This is a genomic window from Streptomyces sp. NPDC002144 (genome assembly GCF_053593695.1).
Genome location: NZ_JBSFDB010000009.1, coordinates 123,566 through 140,919 on the forward strand (window position 1 = coordinate 123,566; position 17,354 = coordinate 140,919).

Annotated in this window: 14 protein-coding genes; 7 read left to right on the forward strand and 7 right to left on the reverse strand. The window is 70.9% G+C overall.

Features of this window, described 5'->3' with window-relative positions; all coding sequences use genetic code 11:
- Positions 1–7 precede the first annotated feature (7 nt).
- The 6 genes from ACWCQ1_RS16000 to ACWCQ1_RS16025 are packed head-to-tail and all read right to left on the reverse strand — an operon-like array spanning position 8 to position 9,496.
- A complete protein-coding gene (locus ACWCQ1_RS16000) occupies positions 8–3,028 on the reverse strand; it encodes an alpha-mannosidase (protein ID WP_451026714.1) in 3,021 nt (1,006 codons plus the stop codon).
- A 30-nt stretch (positions 3,029–3,058) separates the two neighbouring features.
- Positions 3,059–5,119, reverse strand: a complete 2,061-nt coding sequence (locus tag ACWCQ1_RS16005) for an endo-beta-N-acetylglucosaminidase (protein ID WP_451026715.1) — start codon at positions 5,117–5,119, stop codon at positions 3,059–3,061.
- Positions 5,116–6,372, reverse strand: coding sequence for a glycoside hydrolase 5 family protein (locus ACWCQ1_RS16010; RefSeq protein ID WP_451026716.1), 1,257 nt, complete (start codon positions 6,370–6,372; stop codon positions 5,116–5,118). The genes ACWCQ1_RS16005 and ACWCQ1_RS16010 overlap by 4 nt, the downstream gene beginning before the upstream one ends.
- Positions 6,373–6,401: 29 nt before the next feature.
- Entirely contained in the window at positions 6,402–7,307 is a 906-nt protein-coding gene (locus ACWCQ1_RS16015; RefSeq protein WP_358600951.1) for a carbohydrate ABC transporter permease, read from the reverse strand.
- Complete coding sequence (locus ACWCQ1_RS16020; protein WP_358600948.1) at positions 7,304–8,197, reverse strand: carbohydrate ABC transporter permease; 894 nt, start codon at positions 8,195–8,197, stop codon at positions 7,304–7,306. Before ACWCQ1_RS16020 ends, ACWCQ1_RS16015 begins: the two co-directional genes overlap by 4 nt.
- Before the next feature lie 6 nt (positions 8,198–8,203).
- Positions 8,204–9,496 carry an ABC transporter substrate-binding protein gene (locus ACWCQ1_RS16025; RefSeq protein WP_358600945.1) on the reverse strand — a complete coding sequence of 431 codons (1,293 nt, stop codon included), beginning with the start codon at positions 9,494–9,496 and terminating at the stop codon, positions 8,204–8,206.
- Between the two features lie 241 nt (positions 9,497–9,737).
- Here ACWCQ1_RS16025 and ACWCQ1_RS16030 point away from each other — a divergent pair, with 241 nt between their 5' ends.
- The 7 genes from ACWCQ1_RS16030 (at position 9,738) to ACWCQ1_RS16060 (ending at position 15,741) form a co-directional block, all read left to right on the forward strand.
- Positions 9,738–10,751 carry a LacI family DNA-binding transcriptional regulator gene (locus ACWCQ1_RS16030; RefSeq protein WP_358601010.1) on the forward strand — a complete coding sequence of 338 codons (1,014 nt, stop codon included), beginning with the start codon at positions 9,738–9,740 and terminating at the stop codon, positions 10,749–10,751.
- 83 nt (positions 10,752–10,834) lie between these two features.
- Positions 10,835–11,407, forward strand: coding sequence for a GNAT family N-acetyltransferase (locus ACWCQ1_RS16035; RefSeq protein ID WP_358600942.1), 573 nt, complete (start codon positions 10,835–10,837; stop codon positions 11,405–11,407).
- 230 nt (positions 11,408–11,637) lie between these two features.
- A complete protein-coding gene (locus tag ACWCQ1_RS16040; protein ID WP_451026717.1) occupies positions 11,638–12,837 on the forward strand; it encodes a DNA gyrase subunit B in 1,200 nt (399 codons plus the stop codon).
- 10 nt (positions 12,838–12,847) lie between these two features.
- Positions 12,848–13,651: an SAM-dependent methyltransferase gene (locus ACWCQ1_RS16045; RefSeq protein WP_133046548.1), complete on the forward strand. Its 804-nt coding sequence runs from the start codon at positions 12,848–12,850 to the stop codon at positions 13,649–13,651.
- 130 nt (positions 13,652–13,781) lie between these two features.
- A complete protein-coding gene (locus tag ACWCQ1_RS16050; RefSeq protein WP_451026718.1) occupies positions 13,782–14,024 on the forward strand; it encodes a DUF397 domain-containing protein in 243 nt (80 codons plus the stop codon).
- A 147-nt stretch (positions 14,025–14,171) separates the two neighbouring features.
- Positions 14,172–15,077: a helix-turn-helix domain-containing protein gene (locus ACWCQ1_RS16055; RefSeq protein ID WP_451026719.1), complete on the forward strand. Its 906-nt coding sequence runs from the start codon at positions 14,172–14,174 to the stop codon at positions 15,075–15,077.
- A gap of 52 nt (positions 15,078–15,129) precedes the next feature.
- On the forward strand, positions 15,130–15,741 hold the full coding sequence (locus ACWCQ1_RS16060) for a DedA family protein (protein ID WP_358600930.1): 612 nt from the start codon (positions 15,130–15,132) through the stop codon (positions 15,739–15,741).
- A 56-nt stretch (positions 15,742–15,797) separates the two neighbouring features.
- On the opposite strand, the gene ACWCQ1_RS16065 is transcribed toward ACWCQ1_RS16060, so the two are convergent.
- Positions 15,798–17,339: an alpha-L-fucosidase gene (locus ACWCQ1_RS16065; RefSeq protein WP_451026720.1), complete on the reverse strand. Its 1,542-nt coding sequence runs from the start codon at positions 17,337–17,339 to the stop codon at positions 15,798–15,800.
- Between the last annotated feature and the right edge of the window lie 15 nt (positions 17,340–17,354).

The following is a 17,354-nucleotide window of genomic DNA, read 5'->3' on the forward strand; positions in this document are numbered from 1 at the left end:
CTCCGGCTCAGGCCCGCCGCAACCGCAGCGTCATCAGCTCGAAGGGACGCAGGCGTACGGCGACGCGCTCGCCGTCGACCCGTGGCGCGGGCGTCCGAGGCAGCGGGCGTTCCAGCAGGTCGGTGACCGTGACGTCGGCGACCGCGAAGCCCGCGGTCAGGGTGGCCCGCGCCCGGCCGCCGTGGGCCTCGTGGAAGCGGACGACCACATCGCCGCTGCCGTCGTCGGCGAGCTTCACCGCCGTGACCACGACCGCCTCCTGATCGACCGTCACCAGCGGCGCGACCTCACCCGCGCCGTCGACCCGACGCTCGGGAAGGTTGATCCGCCAGCCCTCGCGCACGGCGTCCCCCATCCCGGCACCCGGCACCAGCGCGTGCCGGAAGCGGTGCGCCCCCTGGTCGGTCTCGGGGTCGGGGAAGCGCGGGGCGCGCAGCAGGGAGACCCGCACCGTGGTGGTCGTACCGCGGTCGCCGTCCGTGCGCACGGTGCGGGTCACGTCATGGCCGTACGTGGAGTCGTTGACGAGCGCGACCCCCCAGCCCGGTTCCTCCAGATGGACGAAGCGGTGGTTGCAGGCCTCGAACTTGGCCGCCTCCCAGGAGGTGTTGGTGTGGGTCGGTCGGTGGAAGTGCCCGAACTGCGTCTCGGACGCGTACCGTTCGGCGTGCACGTCGAGCGGGAAGGCGAGCTTGAGGAACTTCTCCGTCTCGTGCCAGTCGACCTCCGTCTCCAGCAGCAACCGCCGCTCCCCCGGCGGCAGCGACAGCACCTGTGTGACGCGTGAGGCGCCGAAAGTACGGACGATCCGCACGGACCCGGCGTCCTCACCGGCGACCACCTCGTCGGCGTCCGTGAGGTCGGTGACGCTGTTGCGGTAGAACTCGTCGACGTCCCAGGCGTCCCACATGTTCGGGAAGTCGGGGTGCAGCTGGAGGAGGTTGGCGGCCCGGCCCGGGGCGATGGTCTCGCGGTCGGCCTCGATGTCGTGGGCCGACACGACCAGTCCCCGGGCGTCGATCTCGACGCGCAGCAGGCCGTTGTCGAGGATGTGGCCGCCGTCGGGGCGAACCGTGCGGATCGTCTCACCCTCGGTGGTGGGTGTCCCCGCGCCGCCCGCCGGAATGCCGTGGCGGATGTGCGGGGCGGAGTTGAAGAGGACAGGGGTCGATCCCTCGCCCGCCAGGGCGTGTTGGGCCGCTGTGATGATGGTGTTCAGCTCGGCGGCCAGGCGTTCGTACGTCGCCCGTGCCTCGCGGTGGACCCAGGCGATCGACGATCCCGGCAGGATGTCGTGGAACTGGTGCAGCAGCACCGTCTTCCAGATGCGGTCCAGCTCCTCGTAGGGGTAGGGGAATCCGGTCCGTACGGCCGCCGTCGCCGCCCACAGTTCCGCCTCGCGCAGGAGGTGCTCGCTGCGGCGGTTGCCCTGCTTGGTCTTCGCCTGGCTGGTGAGGGTGGCGCGGTGGAGTTCGAGGTACAGCTCGCCGACCCAGACCGGCGGTTCGGGATACTCGGCCTCGGCCTTCTCGAAGAACTCGCGCGGGGTCTCCCAGGCGACGGTCGCCGAACCCTCCAGGTCCCTGAGGCGGGATGCCTTCGCGACCATCTCCCGGGTCGTACCGCCTCCGCCGTCACCCCAGCCGGTGGGTGCGAGGGAGTGCCGGGCGACTCCCTTGTCCTTGAAGTTGCGGGCCGCGTGGGCGATCTCGCTGCCCTTCATCGAGCAGTTGTAGGTGTCGACCGGCGGAAAGTGCGTGAAGATCCGGGTGCCGTCGATGCCCTCCCAACGGAACGTGTGGTGGGGGAACTTGTTCGTCTGCGACCAGGAGATCTTCTGCGTCAGCAGCCACTTGGAGCCCGCCGCCTTGATGATCTGCGGCAGTCCGGCGGCGAAGCCGAAGGTGTCGGGCAGCCAGGCCTCCTCGTTCTCGATGCCGAACTCGTCCAGGAAGAACCGCTTGCCGTGCACGAACTGACGGGCCATCGCCTCCGAGCCCGGCATGTTGGTGTCCGACTCCACCCACATCCCGCCCGCCGGCACGAACCGCCCGTCGGCCACCGCCTTCTTCACCCGCGCCCACACCTCGGGCCGGTGCTCCTTCACCCAGGCCCACTGCTGGGCCTGCGACATGGCGAAGACGAACTCGGGTTCGTCGTCCAGCAGCGCCGTCATGTTGGAGGCCGTACGGGCCACCTTGCGCACCGTCTCCCGCAGCGGCCACAGCCACGCCGAGTCGATGTGCGCGTGGCCGACGGCGCTGACGCGGTGGGCGGAGGGAGCGGCCTGCTCGGACAGGACCCCCCTCAGGCGTGAACGGGTCTCGTCCGCCGTGCCGTTGACGTCCTGCAGGTCGACCGCGTCCAAGGCCCGCTCCACCGCCCGCAGGATCTCCCAGCGCCGGGCCGAGTCCACGGGCAGCTCGGCCATCAGCTCGCCGAGCACCTCCAGGTCGATCACCAGCTGCCACACCGTCTCGTCGAAGACGGCCAGGTCCATGCGGGTGAGGGTGTACTGCGGCTCGCTGCCGGCGGTGTCCTTGTCACCCAACCTGGTGGGCAGGAAGGGGTGGTAGTCGAGGATGACGGGGTTGGAGGCGGCCTCGACGTGCAGGCGCACCTCCTCGCCGCCCTCGACGGGCGCGCCGATGCGCACCCACTGGTTGCGGGGGTTGAGGCCCTTCACCGGGGTGCCGTCCGGCCGGTAGACCAGGCCCTCGCACTGGAAGCCCGGCATGTTCTCGTCGAAGCCGAGGTCGAGGAGGGCCTCGACGGTCCGGCCCGCCCACGCCTCGGGGACGGTTCCGGTGACACGGAACCAGCTCGTCCCCCAGGGACCACCCCATCGAGCGCCGACCGTGATCGGCTCGGGCTCGGCCGCGATCCCTTCCTCGACCGGCACCGGCTCACCGGGCGCGTGCCACACCGCCACCTCCAGCGGTACGGACTCCGGATACACCGCGGGCCGGACGCGCTCCTCGAGGACGCGCTTGAGACGGGCTTCGACCAGGCTGCGGTCGTCATGCATGCGGGGTGCTCCAAGGCTGGGGACGGACGGTTACCAGGGGTGGGTCACGGTGACGGGCGCCGACGAGGTGTACAGCTCCCCCACGGCACGCAGCTCGAACCGCGCGGCCGGCTCGCCCTGTTCGGGCTGGAGGCCAGAGACGAAGTACGCCCTCTGGCAGGTGCCGCCGAGGAAGCGCCGGGTGCCGTCGGCGAGGAGGCGGTGCAGGGTGTACTGGCGTACGTCACCGGGTGCGGCGGTCCAGGCGAACCGCAGGTCGCCGCCGGAGGCCGCGGTGACGCGCAGGCCGGAGGGGGCGGCCGGGGTGATGACCCCGTCCCGCACGGCGAGGGCGCCGAGCCGCCACGTGACCGGGCCGTCGGTGGCGGTGAGCCGTACCCCGACGGCGTGGATCGTGCCGGTCAGGCCCGTGAGCGGCACGGTCACCGTCTCCCAGCCGTTGACCGACTTCACACGCACGCCCCGCCGCCGTCCGCGATGCTGCTGCCGTCCCTTGTTGACCGCGCTCACAGGCAGGTACGAGTACGGCGGCGTCGCTCCCGGCGCGCTCGGCTCGCCCAGGGCGACGGCCAGCTCGACGTTCACAGCACCCGCGTCCGTCCGATGGGTCAGCTCGACAACCGTGTCGGCACCGGCCGGCAGCCGTGCCGCGTACACGTCCAGCACCACCGGCTCGTCGAGTTCACCGTCCACCAGCACACTGCTGCCCCCTCGCCAGGCGTCCGCGAAGTCGAAGGAGACGGCCGGCCGCTGCCCCTCCGTCCGCACCACCCACCGCCGGGACGGCAGCCGGTCCTGGAGCCCGAGGTGGTTCCACGGGGCGTCCGAGGTGACCGCCCCCTCCTCGTACCACCGCAGCCCGTGCCCCGTGTTGAAGGTGCTGGCGAACGGCATTCCGCTCACCGTCGACCGGTCCGCGACCGACACCGCGGGAGCCCGCCAGGGGTCACCGGCGTCGGGCTCGGACGGATCCAGGGACCGCCCGGTCCAGAACCGGTCGTCCGCCGCGTGGAACTCACCCGGCGTCCGCGAGGCGGGCAGGTGGTTGCGGGTCCACTCGGGGCGGTACAACCCGATCGACGTCACATGGGCCTTGGTGGTCGGCACGATCGCGTCCCAGTTGACGGAGGTGTTCGACCCGTTGGACTCGACGTCGACGCCCGCCCACAACTCGTATCGGCTGCGGCCGAGTTGACCGGCCTTCGTCCCGGAGGAGGCGAGGGTGCCCGCCGTCCAGCGGAAGTCGACGAACATGTCGTCGGCGGCCTGGAAGAAGGCCTGGTTCTGGCCGTTCAGCGCCCCCTGCCAGCTCACCGTCCCGCTCACGGTCATCGCGTCGTACCAGGTCACGCGCTGTCCACGGGCCGCCGCCAGCGCCTTCAGCTCCTTGACGAAGCCGAGCATGTCCGCGCCCAGCGCACTGTCGCCGCCCCCGGTCTCGGCGTTGACGAACCACCCGTCGAAGCCGTACGCCGCCGCCACGGCCACGAGTTGGGCCGCGAGGGGGTAGTGGCCGGAGGAGTCCTTCTGCACCAGGTCCCGGGTCCACCGCAGTTGGCCGCCGTACGCGGTGGGCGGCAGGAAGATGTTGCCGAGGACCGGCACGCCGTGGCGGTGGGCGGCGTCGACGACCGGCGCGTTCGGGGCGAGGATCAGCCCCTCGCCGGACGAGCCGCCCCAGAAGACGAGTTCATCGAGGTAGGCCCAGTGGGTGAGGGCGTAGTAGTCGGCGGTGGCCGAACCCTGGGAGGGGTTGCTCGAGGTCGGTCCGAAGGACACCAGCGACTGGACGCGGGCCTGCCCGGAGCGGGCCGTCGTGTTCGCCGGGGTCGGGGTGAAGCGGGGCGCGAGCGGCACGGAGGCGGCGTTGAAGGCGAGGTCGGCGTCACCGGCGGCCGTCCAGGACTTCAGGCTCCGCCAGGTGATGCCGGTGCCGGGCGTGCCCGAGGGCAGCGAGTCCGGGTACCAGTAGGAGGCGTACGGAGGGGTCGCGGTGGCGTCGGACCGGCGGGTCGCCGCGACCGCGGGCAGGGGCGGCAGCAGGGCCGCCGCGGCGCCGGCGAGCAGGACGGTGCGTCTGGTGGGGTTCACGAGCTGGTGTCTCCTTGTGGGGTGGGGAGTACCTGTTCGGGAGTGACGACTTCGGTGATGCCGCGTACGGCGAGGTGGTCCGTGTCGTCCGCGCGGGTGTCCAGGACGGTCGTGGGCCGGGCGCCGTCGGCGGTCAGCCGGAAGAAGGCGTCGAAGACCGGGCCGCCGGGCGCGCAGCGGGACCGTACGGCCGGATCGGCGGGGACGACGAGGGCGGTGGTGCGCGGCGCGGGCGCCCTGTGGTCGCGCGCCGCCGCGCCGGCCAGTACGCGTGCCGTGTCCTTCGGCTGCCGGTCGTTCGTCAACAGTCCGAGCCCGTATTCGAGTTCGGGGAAGTCGGCGAGGGCGCGGGAGACGTCGTGGGAGCACCACCAGGTGATGCCCCACAGGTCGGGGCAGTCCAGGGCGCTCGCGACGGTGGCCTCGGTGAAGGCGGCGGCGTGCTCGGGCGGGATGAGGGGTGCGGGGGCGCCGACCTCCTGGAGCCACACGGGGCGGTTCGGGTCGTCGGCCCAGGCCCTGCTCAGTTCGATGAGGTACGCGGCATGGTGTTCGGTCGGCACGGAGGTACGGCCGTGGCGCTGGGCGGTGCCGTTGAAGACCCAGGAGTGCACGGCCGTGAGGGCGCCGTGCCGGGCGGCCTGGGCCGGGGTGAACGGCATGTCGTCCTGGTACCAGGTGGCGTCGTACTCGGCGTGCAGATGCAGCTTGCCGGGGGCGCCCTTCTCGCAGGCGGTCAGCATGCGCTCCAGCCACGCGTCGATCTGCGCCGCGGAGGCCCGGTCGGGGTCGGGGTGCGGGCCGGCCGAGAACTGGTTGACCTCGTTGCCGAGCGTCATGCCGAGGAAGTTGGGGCGGTCGGCGAGGGCCGAGGCCAGGGTGCGGAGATAGGCGGCCTGGCCGTCGAGGACGTCCGGGTCGGTGAAGAGGTTGCGCCGGTGCCAGGTGCGGATCCAGGCGGGCAGGAAGTCGAAACTGCTCAAGTGCCCCTGCAGTCCGTCCACGGTGACGTCGAGGCCGCGTTCGGCGGCGGCGTCCACCAGGGCCACGAGCTGTTCGACGGCCCGTGGGCGGATCAGGGTGCGGTTGGGCTGGAAGTACGGCCACAGCGGGAAGACCCGGACGTGGTCCAGGCCGAGCGCGGCGATCGAGTCGAGGTCGGCGCGTACGGAGTCGAGGTCGAAGTCGAGCCAGTGGTGGAACCACCCTTCGCTGGGGGTGTAGTTGACGCCGAAGCGCACGGCAGGAGGCATGCGGTGTCCTTGGAACTCGTAGACGGCGATCAGCCCTTGACGGCCCCCTCGCCCACCCCGCGGAAGAAGTACCGCTGCAGACAGGCGAAGAGGGCGATCAGCGGGGCGACGGCGATGACCGTGCCCGCGGCGACGAGGCGTTCGTCGTTGGCGAAGGTGCCGTGCAGGTAGTTGAGGCCGATGGTCAGCGTGAACCTGGACGGGTCGCTGAGCACGATCAGCGGCCACAGGAAGTCGTCCCAGGCGCCCATGAAGGCGAAGATCGCCACGACGGCGACGGTGCCGCGCACCGAGGGAAGCGCGATGCGCAGGAACCGCTGCCAGACGTCGGCGCCGTCGACATAGGCGGCCTCCTCGATCTCGTACGGCAGGTTGAGGAAGGCGTTGCGCATCAGCAGCACGTTCATGGCGGCGATGCAGCCGGGCAGGACGACGCCGACGAGGGTGTTGTTGAGCCCGAGTTCCCGCATGGTGGTGAACTGGGCGATGATGATGCCCTCCACCGGCACGAGCATCGCCAGGATGAAGACGAGGGTGGCGACGCGTCGGCCGCGGTAGCGCAGCCGGGCCAGGGCGTAGCCGGCGAGGGCCGAACCGACGCAGTTGGTCACGACGTTGGCGGCGGCTACCTTGAGGGAGTTCAGCGCGTAGTCCCACACCGGGATGGTGTCGGCGACCCGCTCGTAGTTGTGCAGGGTCGGGTGACCCGGCAGGAACTTCGGCGGCGAGCTGAAGATGTCCTCCGTGGGACCCTTGAGCGAGGTGGACAGCTGCCACAGGAACGGGCCGACGGTCAGCGCGAGGACGGCGAGCAACAGCACGTAGCGCACGACGAGTTCCCCCACCCGGATACGGCGGCCGTGTTCGTCGGTGACGCGGGGCTCGCGAGGGGCCTCGGGCCGGGAGACGGGCCGTGCCTTCTCCAGGACGCTCATGACGCCTCCCTCCGGTCGGCGCGCAGCACCAGCAGCATCAGCGCGACGGTGACGACGAAGACGACCAGCGAGATGGCGGAGGCGTAGCCGACGCGGCCGGTGAGGCCGGTGCCGGTGCGCTGGACCAGCATCACCAGGGTGGTGTCCTCGCCGGCCGGGCCTCCGCTGGGGCCCGCCATCAGGTACACCTCGGAGAAGACCTTGAAGGCGGCGACCGAGGACAGCGCGCCGACCAGGACCATCGTCGAGCGGACGGCGGGCACGGTGACCGTGAGGAAGCGGCGGACCGCCCCTGCGCCGTCGACGGCGGCGGCCTCGTGGAGTTCGCGGGGGACGTTCGCCAGCGCGGCCAGATAGATGATCATGTAGTAGCCGAGGCCCTTCCAGACGGTCACGGCCATGGCGCTGAACAGCAGCAGCCACTGGTCGCTGAGGAAGCCGACGCGGCCGACCCCGACGGTCTCCAACAGGGAGTTGATCAGGCCGCGTTCGTCCAGGAGCCACACCCAGATCAGGCCGACCACGACGATCGAGGCGACGACCGGCGTGTAGAACGCGGACCGAAAGAAGGTGATGCCGGGGATGTTCTTCTGCACCAGCAGCGCGAGCAGCAACGGCAGGACGACGAGGGCGGGGACGACGCAGACGACGTACAGCGTGCTGTTGCGCAGGCCGATCCAGAACATGTCGTCGTGCAGCAGCTCGCGGAAGTTGGCGAGCCCGACGAACTTCCCCGGGACGAGGGTGCGGCGGTCGGTGAAGGCGCTCACGACCGTGGAGACGAACGGGTACAGGATGAACACGCCGGTGATCAGCAGCCCGGGCGCGGCGAACAGCCAAGGGCTGCTGGGAAGTTGGTTCCGTACCCGGGTGACGGTCGAGGTGGCCATCGCGCGTCAGCCCTGCTGCTGGAGGAGTGTGTTGCAGGCCTTGACAGCGTTGTCGAGGGCCGCCTTGGGGCTCTCCTTGCCCTGCAGCGCCTTGGCCACCTCGTTGCGCAGCGCCGTCTTCATCTGGTCGCTGAACAGCACGGGCGTGTAATTGACCGCGTTCTTCAGGGACTTGGCGGCGGCGATCCGCACCCGGGTCTCGTCGGTGCCGTCCTCCTTGGTGAAGTAGGGGTCCTCCAGGGATCCGGCGGTGCTGGGGAAGATGGCGACCTTCTTGGCGAAGGACATCTGGTGCTCGGCGTCGGTGACGTAGTGCGCGAAGGCGACGGCGGCCGCGGTGCGCTTGGTCCTGGAGTTGACCATCACGCCCATGACGTACATGTTCACGTGGCCGGTGCTGGTGATCTGGTCGGTGATGCCGATGTTCTTGTACAGGTTCGGCGCCTGCTTCTTGAAGTTGTCGAGGTCGAGGGCGCTGCCCGGGTTCATGGCGACGGCCTCGGTGAGGAACTTCTTGCCCGACGACTCCGGGGTGGCGGTCAGCGCCTGCGGGTCCAGCGCCTTGGCGTCGTACAACTCCTTGTACTTGCTGAGCAGTTGGACGCCCTTGGCGTCGTTGAAGGTGAAGGCGGTGCCCTGCTTGTTCATCAGCTCCACGCCGTAGCGGCCGAAGTCCTCGATGGTGGGGACGTTGGCGAGGGTGGCGACCTTGCCGTCGCTCCTGTGCGCCATGGTCAGGGCGTCGGCGAAGAGGTCGTCGTAGGTCTTCGGCGGGCTGTCGGGGTCGAGTCCGGCCTTCTTGAACAGCGACTTGTTGTAGAAGAGCGGGCCCGTGTTGAGGTACCAGGGGAACGCGTAGGTGCCGGTCATGCCCGGTATCTGATGGCTGGCCCAGGCGCCCGGCAGGTACTCCTTCTTGTACTTGGCCGCCGCCTTGTCGAGGTCGAGCGCGAGGCCGGCCTTGGCGAGCGGGGCGACCAGGTCCGGGGAGACGTTGACGACGTCGGGCAGGGTGCCGCCCGCCGCGTCGGCGCTGATCTTGTCCGCGTACCCCTCGGCGGGCTGGTCGATCCACCTCACGTGGGTACCGGGGTACTGCTTCTCGAAGTCGGCGATCACGCCGTCGAAGTACGACTTGAAGTTGGCGCGCAGATTCCAGGTCTGGAAGGTGATGTCGCCCTCGACCTTGCCGGAGGCGTCGCCCGATCCGCCGTCGCCGCCTCCCGAACCGCACGCGCTGAGCGGCAGGACAAGGGCGACGAAGGCGGCTGCGGCAAGGGTTCTGCGGGAAACGGACACGGCGCAACGGCCTCCTAGTGCAACGGGGTTGGTGCAGTGGGGTTGGCCAACGACGCAGACCCTGCACGCCGTTTCACCGGCCCGTCAATGGAACCGGAGGAGCTAATCGCATTAGTTGCTAATACGCATTAGGTTCTTGCAGCTGAACCGCATTAGTGCCTACTCTCCTGCAATCCGCCCGCTGAATGTTGAATGGGGAATCACCGTGTCAGGCAAGCGGTCGCCCGCGCGTCGGCCGACGATGAAGGACATCGCGCGTCACGCCGGGGTCTCCCAGAGCGCCGTCTCCTTCGCGCTCAACGGCCGGCCGGGCGTCTCCGAGGGAACCCGTGACCGGGTGCGCCAGGTCGCCGAGGAACTCGGCTGGCGGCCCAGCACCGCGGCCCGTCAGCTGTCCGGGGAGGGCGCGGCGACGGTCGGCTTCGTGCTGGCCCGCCCCGCGGACACCCTCGGTGTCGACTCCTTCTTCCTCCAACTCGTCTCGGGCATACAGGAGGTGCTGGCGGAACGGCATCTGGGCCTGCTGTTCCAGGTGGTCGAGGACGTCGACGACGAGTGCGCGGTCTACCGGCGCTGGTGGGCCGAGCACCGCGTGGACGGCGTCCTCGTCGTCGACCCGCGCACCGCCGACCCGCGCCCCGACCTGCTGGACGAACTCGGCCTGCCCGCCGTGGTGATCGGCGGCGCCCCCGACGAACGTCACCCCGGCCTGTCGACGGTCTGGGCGGACGACGCGGGCGCGATGGCCTCGGTCGTGGACGAGTTGTACGCGCTCGGCCACCGCCGGATCGCGCACATCGCGGGCCTGCCCGGTCTGGCGCACACCGAGCGCCGTATCCGCACCCTGCGCGCCGAGGCGGAGCGCCGGGATCTGCCCGAGGTGGAGTCGGTGACCACCGACTACTCCGACGCGGAGGGCGCCGCCGTCACCCGCCGGGTCCTGGGACGCCCCGCTCCCCCGACCGCCCTGATCTACGACAACGACGTGATGGCCGTGGCCGGCGTGGCCACCGCCGCCGAACTGGGCTTCTCCGTACCGGCCGACGTGTCGGTGCTGTCCTGGGAGGACTCGGCCCTGTGCCGGATGGTCAAGCCGTGGCTGTCGGCGCTCTCCCGTGACAGCGTGGAGTTCGGCCGTACGGCGGCGCGGGAGCTGACCGCCCTGGTGGACGGCGGCCCGGCACGGACGGTACGGGTGCCGGTGCCCCAGGTCATCGTGCGGGACAGCACGGCGGTGGCACGGGCACCCTCATAGATCACCGCCCGCGACCGGCTCGCCCGGCTCGGGTGCTCACATATTGGATTGCCGCCGTCGGCCGGGTCGGATAGGAAGCCTGCATGCTGAAGGGCGAGAAGGTCGGGCTCAGGGCCCGCTACGAGGACGACATGCCGGTGCTGCGGACCGAGCTCTACGACGACGTGGTCAACTCCTCGCGGGCGGAAGGCGGGCCATGGCGGCCGGTATCGCCCGGCTCGAAGGATCCGCGGCTCGTGGTGGACGACATGAAGGAGAACCATGTCCCCTTCTCCGTCGTGGAGTTGGACGGCGGCACGCTGATCGGCACCGCGACGCTGTGGGGCATCGACAACCACAACCGCTTCGCGCACATCGGGCTCGGCCTCCTGCCGTCCTCGCGCGGCAAGGGCTACGGCACCGACGTGGTCGCGGTCCTGTGCCACTACGGCTTCGTCGTCCGCGGCCTGCAACGCCTCCAGATCGAGACGCTGGCCGACAACCACGCGATGCTGCGCGCCGCCGAACACAACGGCTTCGTCCGTGAGGGCGTACTGCGGTCCTCGGCCTGGGTGATGGGCGAGTTCCTGGACGAGGTCCTGCTCGGCCTCCTGGCCCAGGAGTGGAAGCAGAACGCGAAGAGCGCCAGCCCGCGGGCAGCCGCGCCGGCACCGTGAAAACAGGGCCCGGGAGGCGTCCCGGACGGGGTGGTGAGCGGCCTCGGCGGGGTCGCCGGCCCCTTTTCGGCCCACCGCGTGCGCCCTGCGCCACCCCTCGCCGCGCAGGTCCTCTCCCGCTCGTCCACGACCTCGGCGCAACTGCTCTGACCTGGCCTTTTCTAGGATTTCTCCTAGGCTGGGGACATCCGCCGGACGCCATGGGAGGGGTCTTCGTGAGTGGAGAAGGCATGCGGTACGACGCTGCTGATATCGAGGTGCTGGAGGGGCTCTCAGCCGTTCGCAAGCGGCCCGGGATGTATGTCGGCTCCACCGGTGAACGCGGTCTGCACGAGCTGGTGTTCGCGGTCGTGAGCGAGGCGGTGAACGAGGTCCTGGCCCAGGGGGCCGGCCGCGTCGACGTCACGCTCATGTCCGACGGCGGTGTGCGGGTGACCGACGACGCACCGGCGGCTCCCTTCGAGGCACCGGCCACAGGGGACATCGGCGGCCCGGGGCTCGAAGCCCGGTTGACCACCCTGTACGCCGGGTCGGAGCCCGGCGACCGGCACTCCGTGTACGTGGGCCACTTCAGTCTCGGGCTCGTCGTCGCCACCGCCCTGTCGAGCCGGCTGACCGCCGAGGTGCGGCGCGAGGGGGTGCGCCGGGCCCAGGAGTACGCGGGCGGTGTCGCCCTCGCCCCGCCCGCCGCCGTGGGATCCGCGACCGACACGGGGAAGACCATCACGTTCTGGCCCGACACGGAGATCTTCGAGACGACTCGGTGCTCGTTCGCCGTACTCGCGGAGCGCTTCCGGCAGGTGGCCTTCCTCTACCGGGGGCTGGAGATCTCGCTCACGGACGAACGCCCCGCAGGCCAGGCGCGGTTGGAGCGGTTCCGCTACCCGGACGGCGTACGCGACTTCGTGGCCGCGCTCGACGCGGCGGCCGACGGGTCCCTCCATCCGGATGTCATCGGTTTCGAGCGGGAGGACCCGCGGATGGCGGGGACGATGGAGATCGCCCTCCACTGGAGCGGGAGGGACGCGGAGGGCGTCCGCGGCTTCGCCAACGGCCGGCTCACCCGGGAGGGCGGCACGCATGTGGAGGGGTTCCGCGACGGGGTGACGGCCGCCGTCAGCGCGTACGCGCGCAGGCGGGGACTGCCGACGGCCAGGGACACCGGTTCGATCGCCGACCGGATCGGCCGGGGCCTGGCGGCGGTCGTGTCGGTGAAGCTGGACCGCCCCGAGTACCTCGGCCCCATCCGCGGACTGCTCGGCAACACCGAGGTGCGCGCCTGTGTCGCCGGGGCAGTGCACCACCATCTCGGCGCCTGGTTCGAGGAGCACCCGGAGCGCGCGGAGGCGGTCGTCGGGAGATCGTGCGGACACCGGTGTGACGGGGCCGTAGCCGGTCAACCGCCGGACAATGCCGCCCACTTCGTGTGACGCTTTGCCCATGACTTCCGAAGAACCGGAGGCCGACCGGCTGCATCCCGACCAGCCGCACTCGGCCCGTGTGTGGAACTTCCTGCTGGGCGGCAAGGACAACTACGCCGCCGACCGGCAGGCCGGCGAGATGATCCTGCAGATGTTCCCGGACATCGCGCTGCTCGCCCGTCTCCAACGGCGCTTCCTGGTCCGCGCGGTGCGCCATCTGGCCGCCGACGCGGGCATCCGCCAGTTCCTGGACATCGGCACCGGACTGCCCACGGTCGACAACACCCACGAGGTCGCCCAGCGGTTCGCGCCCGACAGCCGCATCGTCTACGTCGACAACGACCCGCTGGTGCTGGTGCACGCCCAGGCCCTGCTCACCAGCACCCCGGAGGGCGCCTGCGCCTACCTCGAGGCCGATGTCCGCGACCCCGACCGCATCCTCGAAGGGGCCGCGCGAACGCTGGACTTCGACCGGCCCGTCGCCCTGACCATGCTCGGCATCCTGGGCCAGATCCCGGACTCAGACGAGCCCGAGGCGCTCGTGGCGCGTTACCTGGACGCCCTTCCTCCGGGCAGCCACCTCGCCCTGGCCGACGGCACCGACACCAACGAGACGCTCAACCAGGCGATCTCGGTCTACAACGCCAACTCCGCCAGCTCCTACCACCTGCGCAGCCCGGAAAGGATCGCGGCCTTCTTCGACGGACTCGACCTCGTCGAGCCCGGCATCGTCCCGACCTCCCAGTGGCACCCCGAGCCGGTCGACGTGGGCCGCTCCCCCTCCGAGGTGGACGCGATCTGCGGCATCGGCCGCAAGGCCTGACGACCACAAGCCCTCAAAGCCGCGGGACCGGAAAAACGCAATTACCGCTGCAATTGCAGACGATCTTGGTACTGTCGTAGCGACGCAACCGCAGTGTCTGCCGGGCGAGTTGATCTCGAAGAGGCCTCAGATGCAGCACGTGAGCAACGGCACGTCGGCCGACCGGCTGACCGGGGTGGTCTGGCGAAAGAGCCGGTACAGCAACCCCGAGGGCAACTGCGTCGAGCTCGCCGTGCTGCCGGACGGCAGCGTCGCGGTACGCAACTCCCGTCACCCCGAAGGTCCGGCACTCGTGTATCCCCGCGCCGAGATCTCCGCCTTCGTCCGCGGTGTGAAGGACGGCGACTTCGACGGCCTACTCCCCGGTCGTTGACGTCGGGCACACCCGCGGACGGCCGGAGGGCCCGGTCGACGACCGACGCCCTCCGGCCTTCTCACGCCCCGCGGCGGTACGGCGACGCGGTGCTACGCTCCTTGGCGAGTCACGACGTAACGCACGGCGGCGGCCGAGGGGATGACCATGGCGGCAGCTCGACCAGAACCCGTTCCCCCCGATTCCCAGGTACTCAGCCTAAGGCGCGGCGGCCCGACCGTGCAGCGCATCATGCTGGGCACCCGTCTGCGCCGGCTGCGCGAGTCCCTCGGCATCTCCCGGGAGCGGGCCGCTTCGGAGATCCGCGCCTCGGACGCCAAGCTGAGCCGCATGGAACTGGGCCGCGTCGGCTTCAAGGTCCGTGACGTCGCCGACCTGCTCACCCTGTACGGCGTCCACGAGACCGCCGTACGCGAGGAGTTGCTGAACTCGGTGCGGCAGGCGAACCAGCCAGGCTGGTGGCGGGCGTACGGCGACGCCTTCCCGAGCTGGTTCGAGCAGCACCTGGGCCTGGAGGAGGCGGCCTGTCTCATCCGCACCTACGAAGTCCAGTTCGTGCCGGGCCTGTTGCAGACCCCCGCCTATGCCGAAGCAGTCGTCCGGCTCGGCCACTCCGTCACCTCCGAGGACGCGGTCGAGCGCCGTGTCACCCTGCGGATGACCCGGCAGGCGCTGCTGTCCGGCCCGGACGCGCCCAGACTGTGGGTCGTGGTGGACGAGGCGGCGCTGCGCCGCCCGCTCGGCGGGAGAGAGGTGATGCGCGACCAGCTCCGGCACCTGATCGAGGCGGCCGGCCTGCCCAACGTGACCGTCCAGGTGCTCCCCTTCCACGTGGGCGGTCACGCGGCGGCGGGCGGCCCGGTCACCGTGCTGCGCTTCCCGGTCCCGGACCTGCCCGACATCGTCTACCTGGAACAACTCTCCAGCGCCCTCTACCTGGACAAGCCCGAGGACGTCGACCACTACCTCGCCGTCATGGACCGGCTCACCCTGGTGGCGCTGTCGGCGGCGGACTCGGTGGGCTTCCTCGAGAAGGTCCTGGCCGAGACCTGAGGAACGCGAGCCCAGTGGGGTACTCGACCGCCGCTGGGAAGGGAGTCGGCGGATGAGCGCTGTCGCCCACTGGCTCGCGCATCTGTCCGGGCCCGTGGTGTACATCGTGGTCGTGGGCCTCGTCTTCGCCGAGGACGCGTTCTTCTTCGGGTTCGTCCTGCCCGGGGAGACCGCGGTGATCGTCGGCGGGGTGCTGGCCCGGCAGGGCGTGGTCGACCTGGTCTGGCTGGCCGTCGCCGTGGTCCTGGCCGCGATCGCCGGGGACGGCGTCGGCTACGAGCTCGGCCGCCGCCTCGGCCCCCCGGTCCTGCACAGCCGCCCGCTGCGCCGGCACGCCCACGGCGCGGACAGGACGCGCGACCTGATCCGCCGGCGCGGCCCGGCGGCCGTCTTCGTCGGCCGCTTCGTCGCCCTCCTCCGCTCCCTGGTCCCGGCGATGGCGGGCGCCTCCGGCATGCCCTACCGCCGCTTCTTCCTCTACAACGCGCTCGGCGCACTGGTCTGGGGTGTCGGGAACGCCGTCCTCGGCTACGCGGCGGGCGCCGCCTACCAGCGGGCCGAGGGCCTGATCGGCAAGACCATGGCACTGGTGGTGGCCGTGCTGGTGGTCGTGGCCCTGGTCGTCTGGCGGGTCCGCCGCCACCGCCGCGGCCGCGAGACCTGAGGCGGGCGGCCACCAGGCCGCCGACGCCCTGGTGACCGCCCTGATCGGGTACCCCGTCAGACCTCGGACCGGTACAGCCCGAACTCCGCGATCCGTACGGCACCCCGCGCACCCGTGACCCGTACCCGCCACCGCCGCGCCGTGACGGGCGCCGGCAGCAGCAGGATGCGGCTCGCGCCGATCGTTCCGGCCGTGGCCGCCCGGACCCAGGCGCCGTCGCGCCAGGCCTCGACGACGAAGCCCTCGACCTGCTGGCCGTGCCGGATGTCCTCGCCGAGACGGACGCGGTCCACCTCGTGCTCGGCGCCGAGATCGACCGTGACTCCGGCCGCGGTACGGGTGGTTCGGACGCCCCGGGCCAGGTCGCGAGGAAGCTCGCGCTCGACGCGGGCGCGGAACTCCCGCAGCCGGACGACATCGGTGTCGTGCAGCCGACCGTCCGTGTCCGGCGGGACGTTGAGCAGCAGAACCGAGTTGCGGCCTACCGAGCCGAACCAGATCTTCGTCAAGTCGTCCACGGACTTGGGGAGTTGGTCGTGGTGGTAGAACCAGCCGTCCCGGATGGACACATCGCACTCGGCGGGCCACCACTGCAGGTAGTCCGTTGTCGGCCGGGCGGTCACGAGCGCGTCGCGGCTGCCCTCGTCGGCGGTGTCGTACGACAGCGCCCAGTCGGTGCGCCCGTACTGGTTCTCCTTGACCGGGATGACGCTCCACTCGTTCTCGCGGGCCAGCCCGTCCTCGTTGCCGACCCAGCGCAGGTCGGGCCCGGTCACCGCGATCGCGGCGTCCGGGGCGAGGGCGCGGACCAGGGCGTACCAGCTGTCCCAGTCGTAGTTCTCCACCTTGTCGGACGGTATGTGGCCCTGGGCGCCGTCGAACCACACCTCGTCGACGGGACCGTACTCGGTGAGCACCTCGTAGAGCGTGTTGAGCATGTGGGCGCCGTAGTCGGTCGCCGGAAGGGTGTGGAAGCGGTCCGGGGCGCGGTCGTCGCCCTCTGCCAGGGTGGGGATGGTGCGGGTGGTGCGGGCGCTGCCGTTGGCGTAGACGCCGTGCAGGTACTGGTTCTCGTCGGCGGGTGAGATGTAGACGCCGACCTTGAGGCCGTACCGGCGCATGGAGTCGGCGAAGGAGCACAGCACGTCGCCGTGGCCGCCCTGCCAACTGCTCGACGCCACCGAGTGGCCGGTGTAGCGGGAGGGGTAGAGGACGAAGCCGTCGTGGTGCTTGACGGTGAGGATCGCCAGCCTGAACCCGCCGTCGCGCAGGGCGCGGGCCCACTGGTCGGTGTCCAGGCCGGTGGGCTGGAAGACGTTCGGGTCCTCCTCGCCGGTGCCCCACTCCAGCCCGGTGAAGGTGTTCACGCCGAAGTGCAGGAAGGCGGTCTGTTCCAGGGCCTGCCAGGCGATCTGCCGTGCGGTGGGCCGTACTTGGGAGGCCTTGCGGACGAGCTCCTCGGGGGTGTCGTCGGGGCTGACGGGGATGCGGGAGCGGTCACCGGGCGCGCCCGCCGCGAACGCGGGGAGGCCGGGTGCGGCGAGCGCGGATACCGATGCGACGGCGGTGGTGACGAAGAGGCGTCGGGAGAGAGCCATGGGGGGATCGGACTC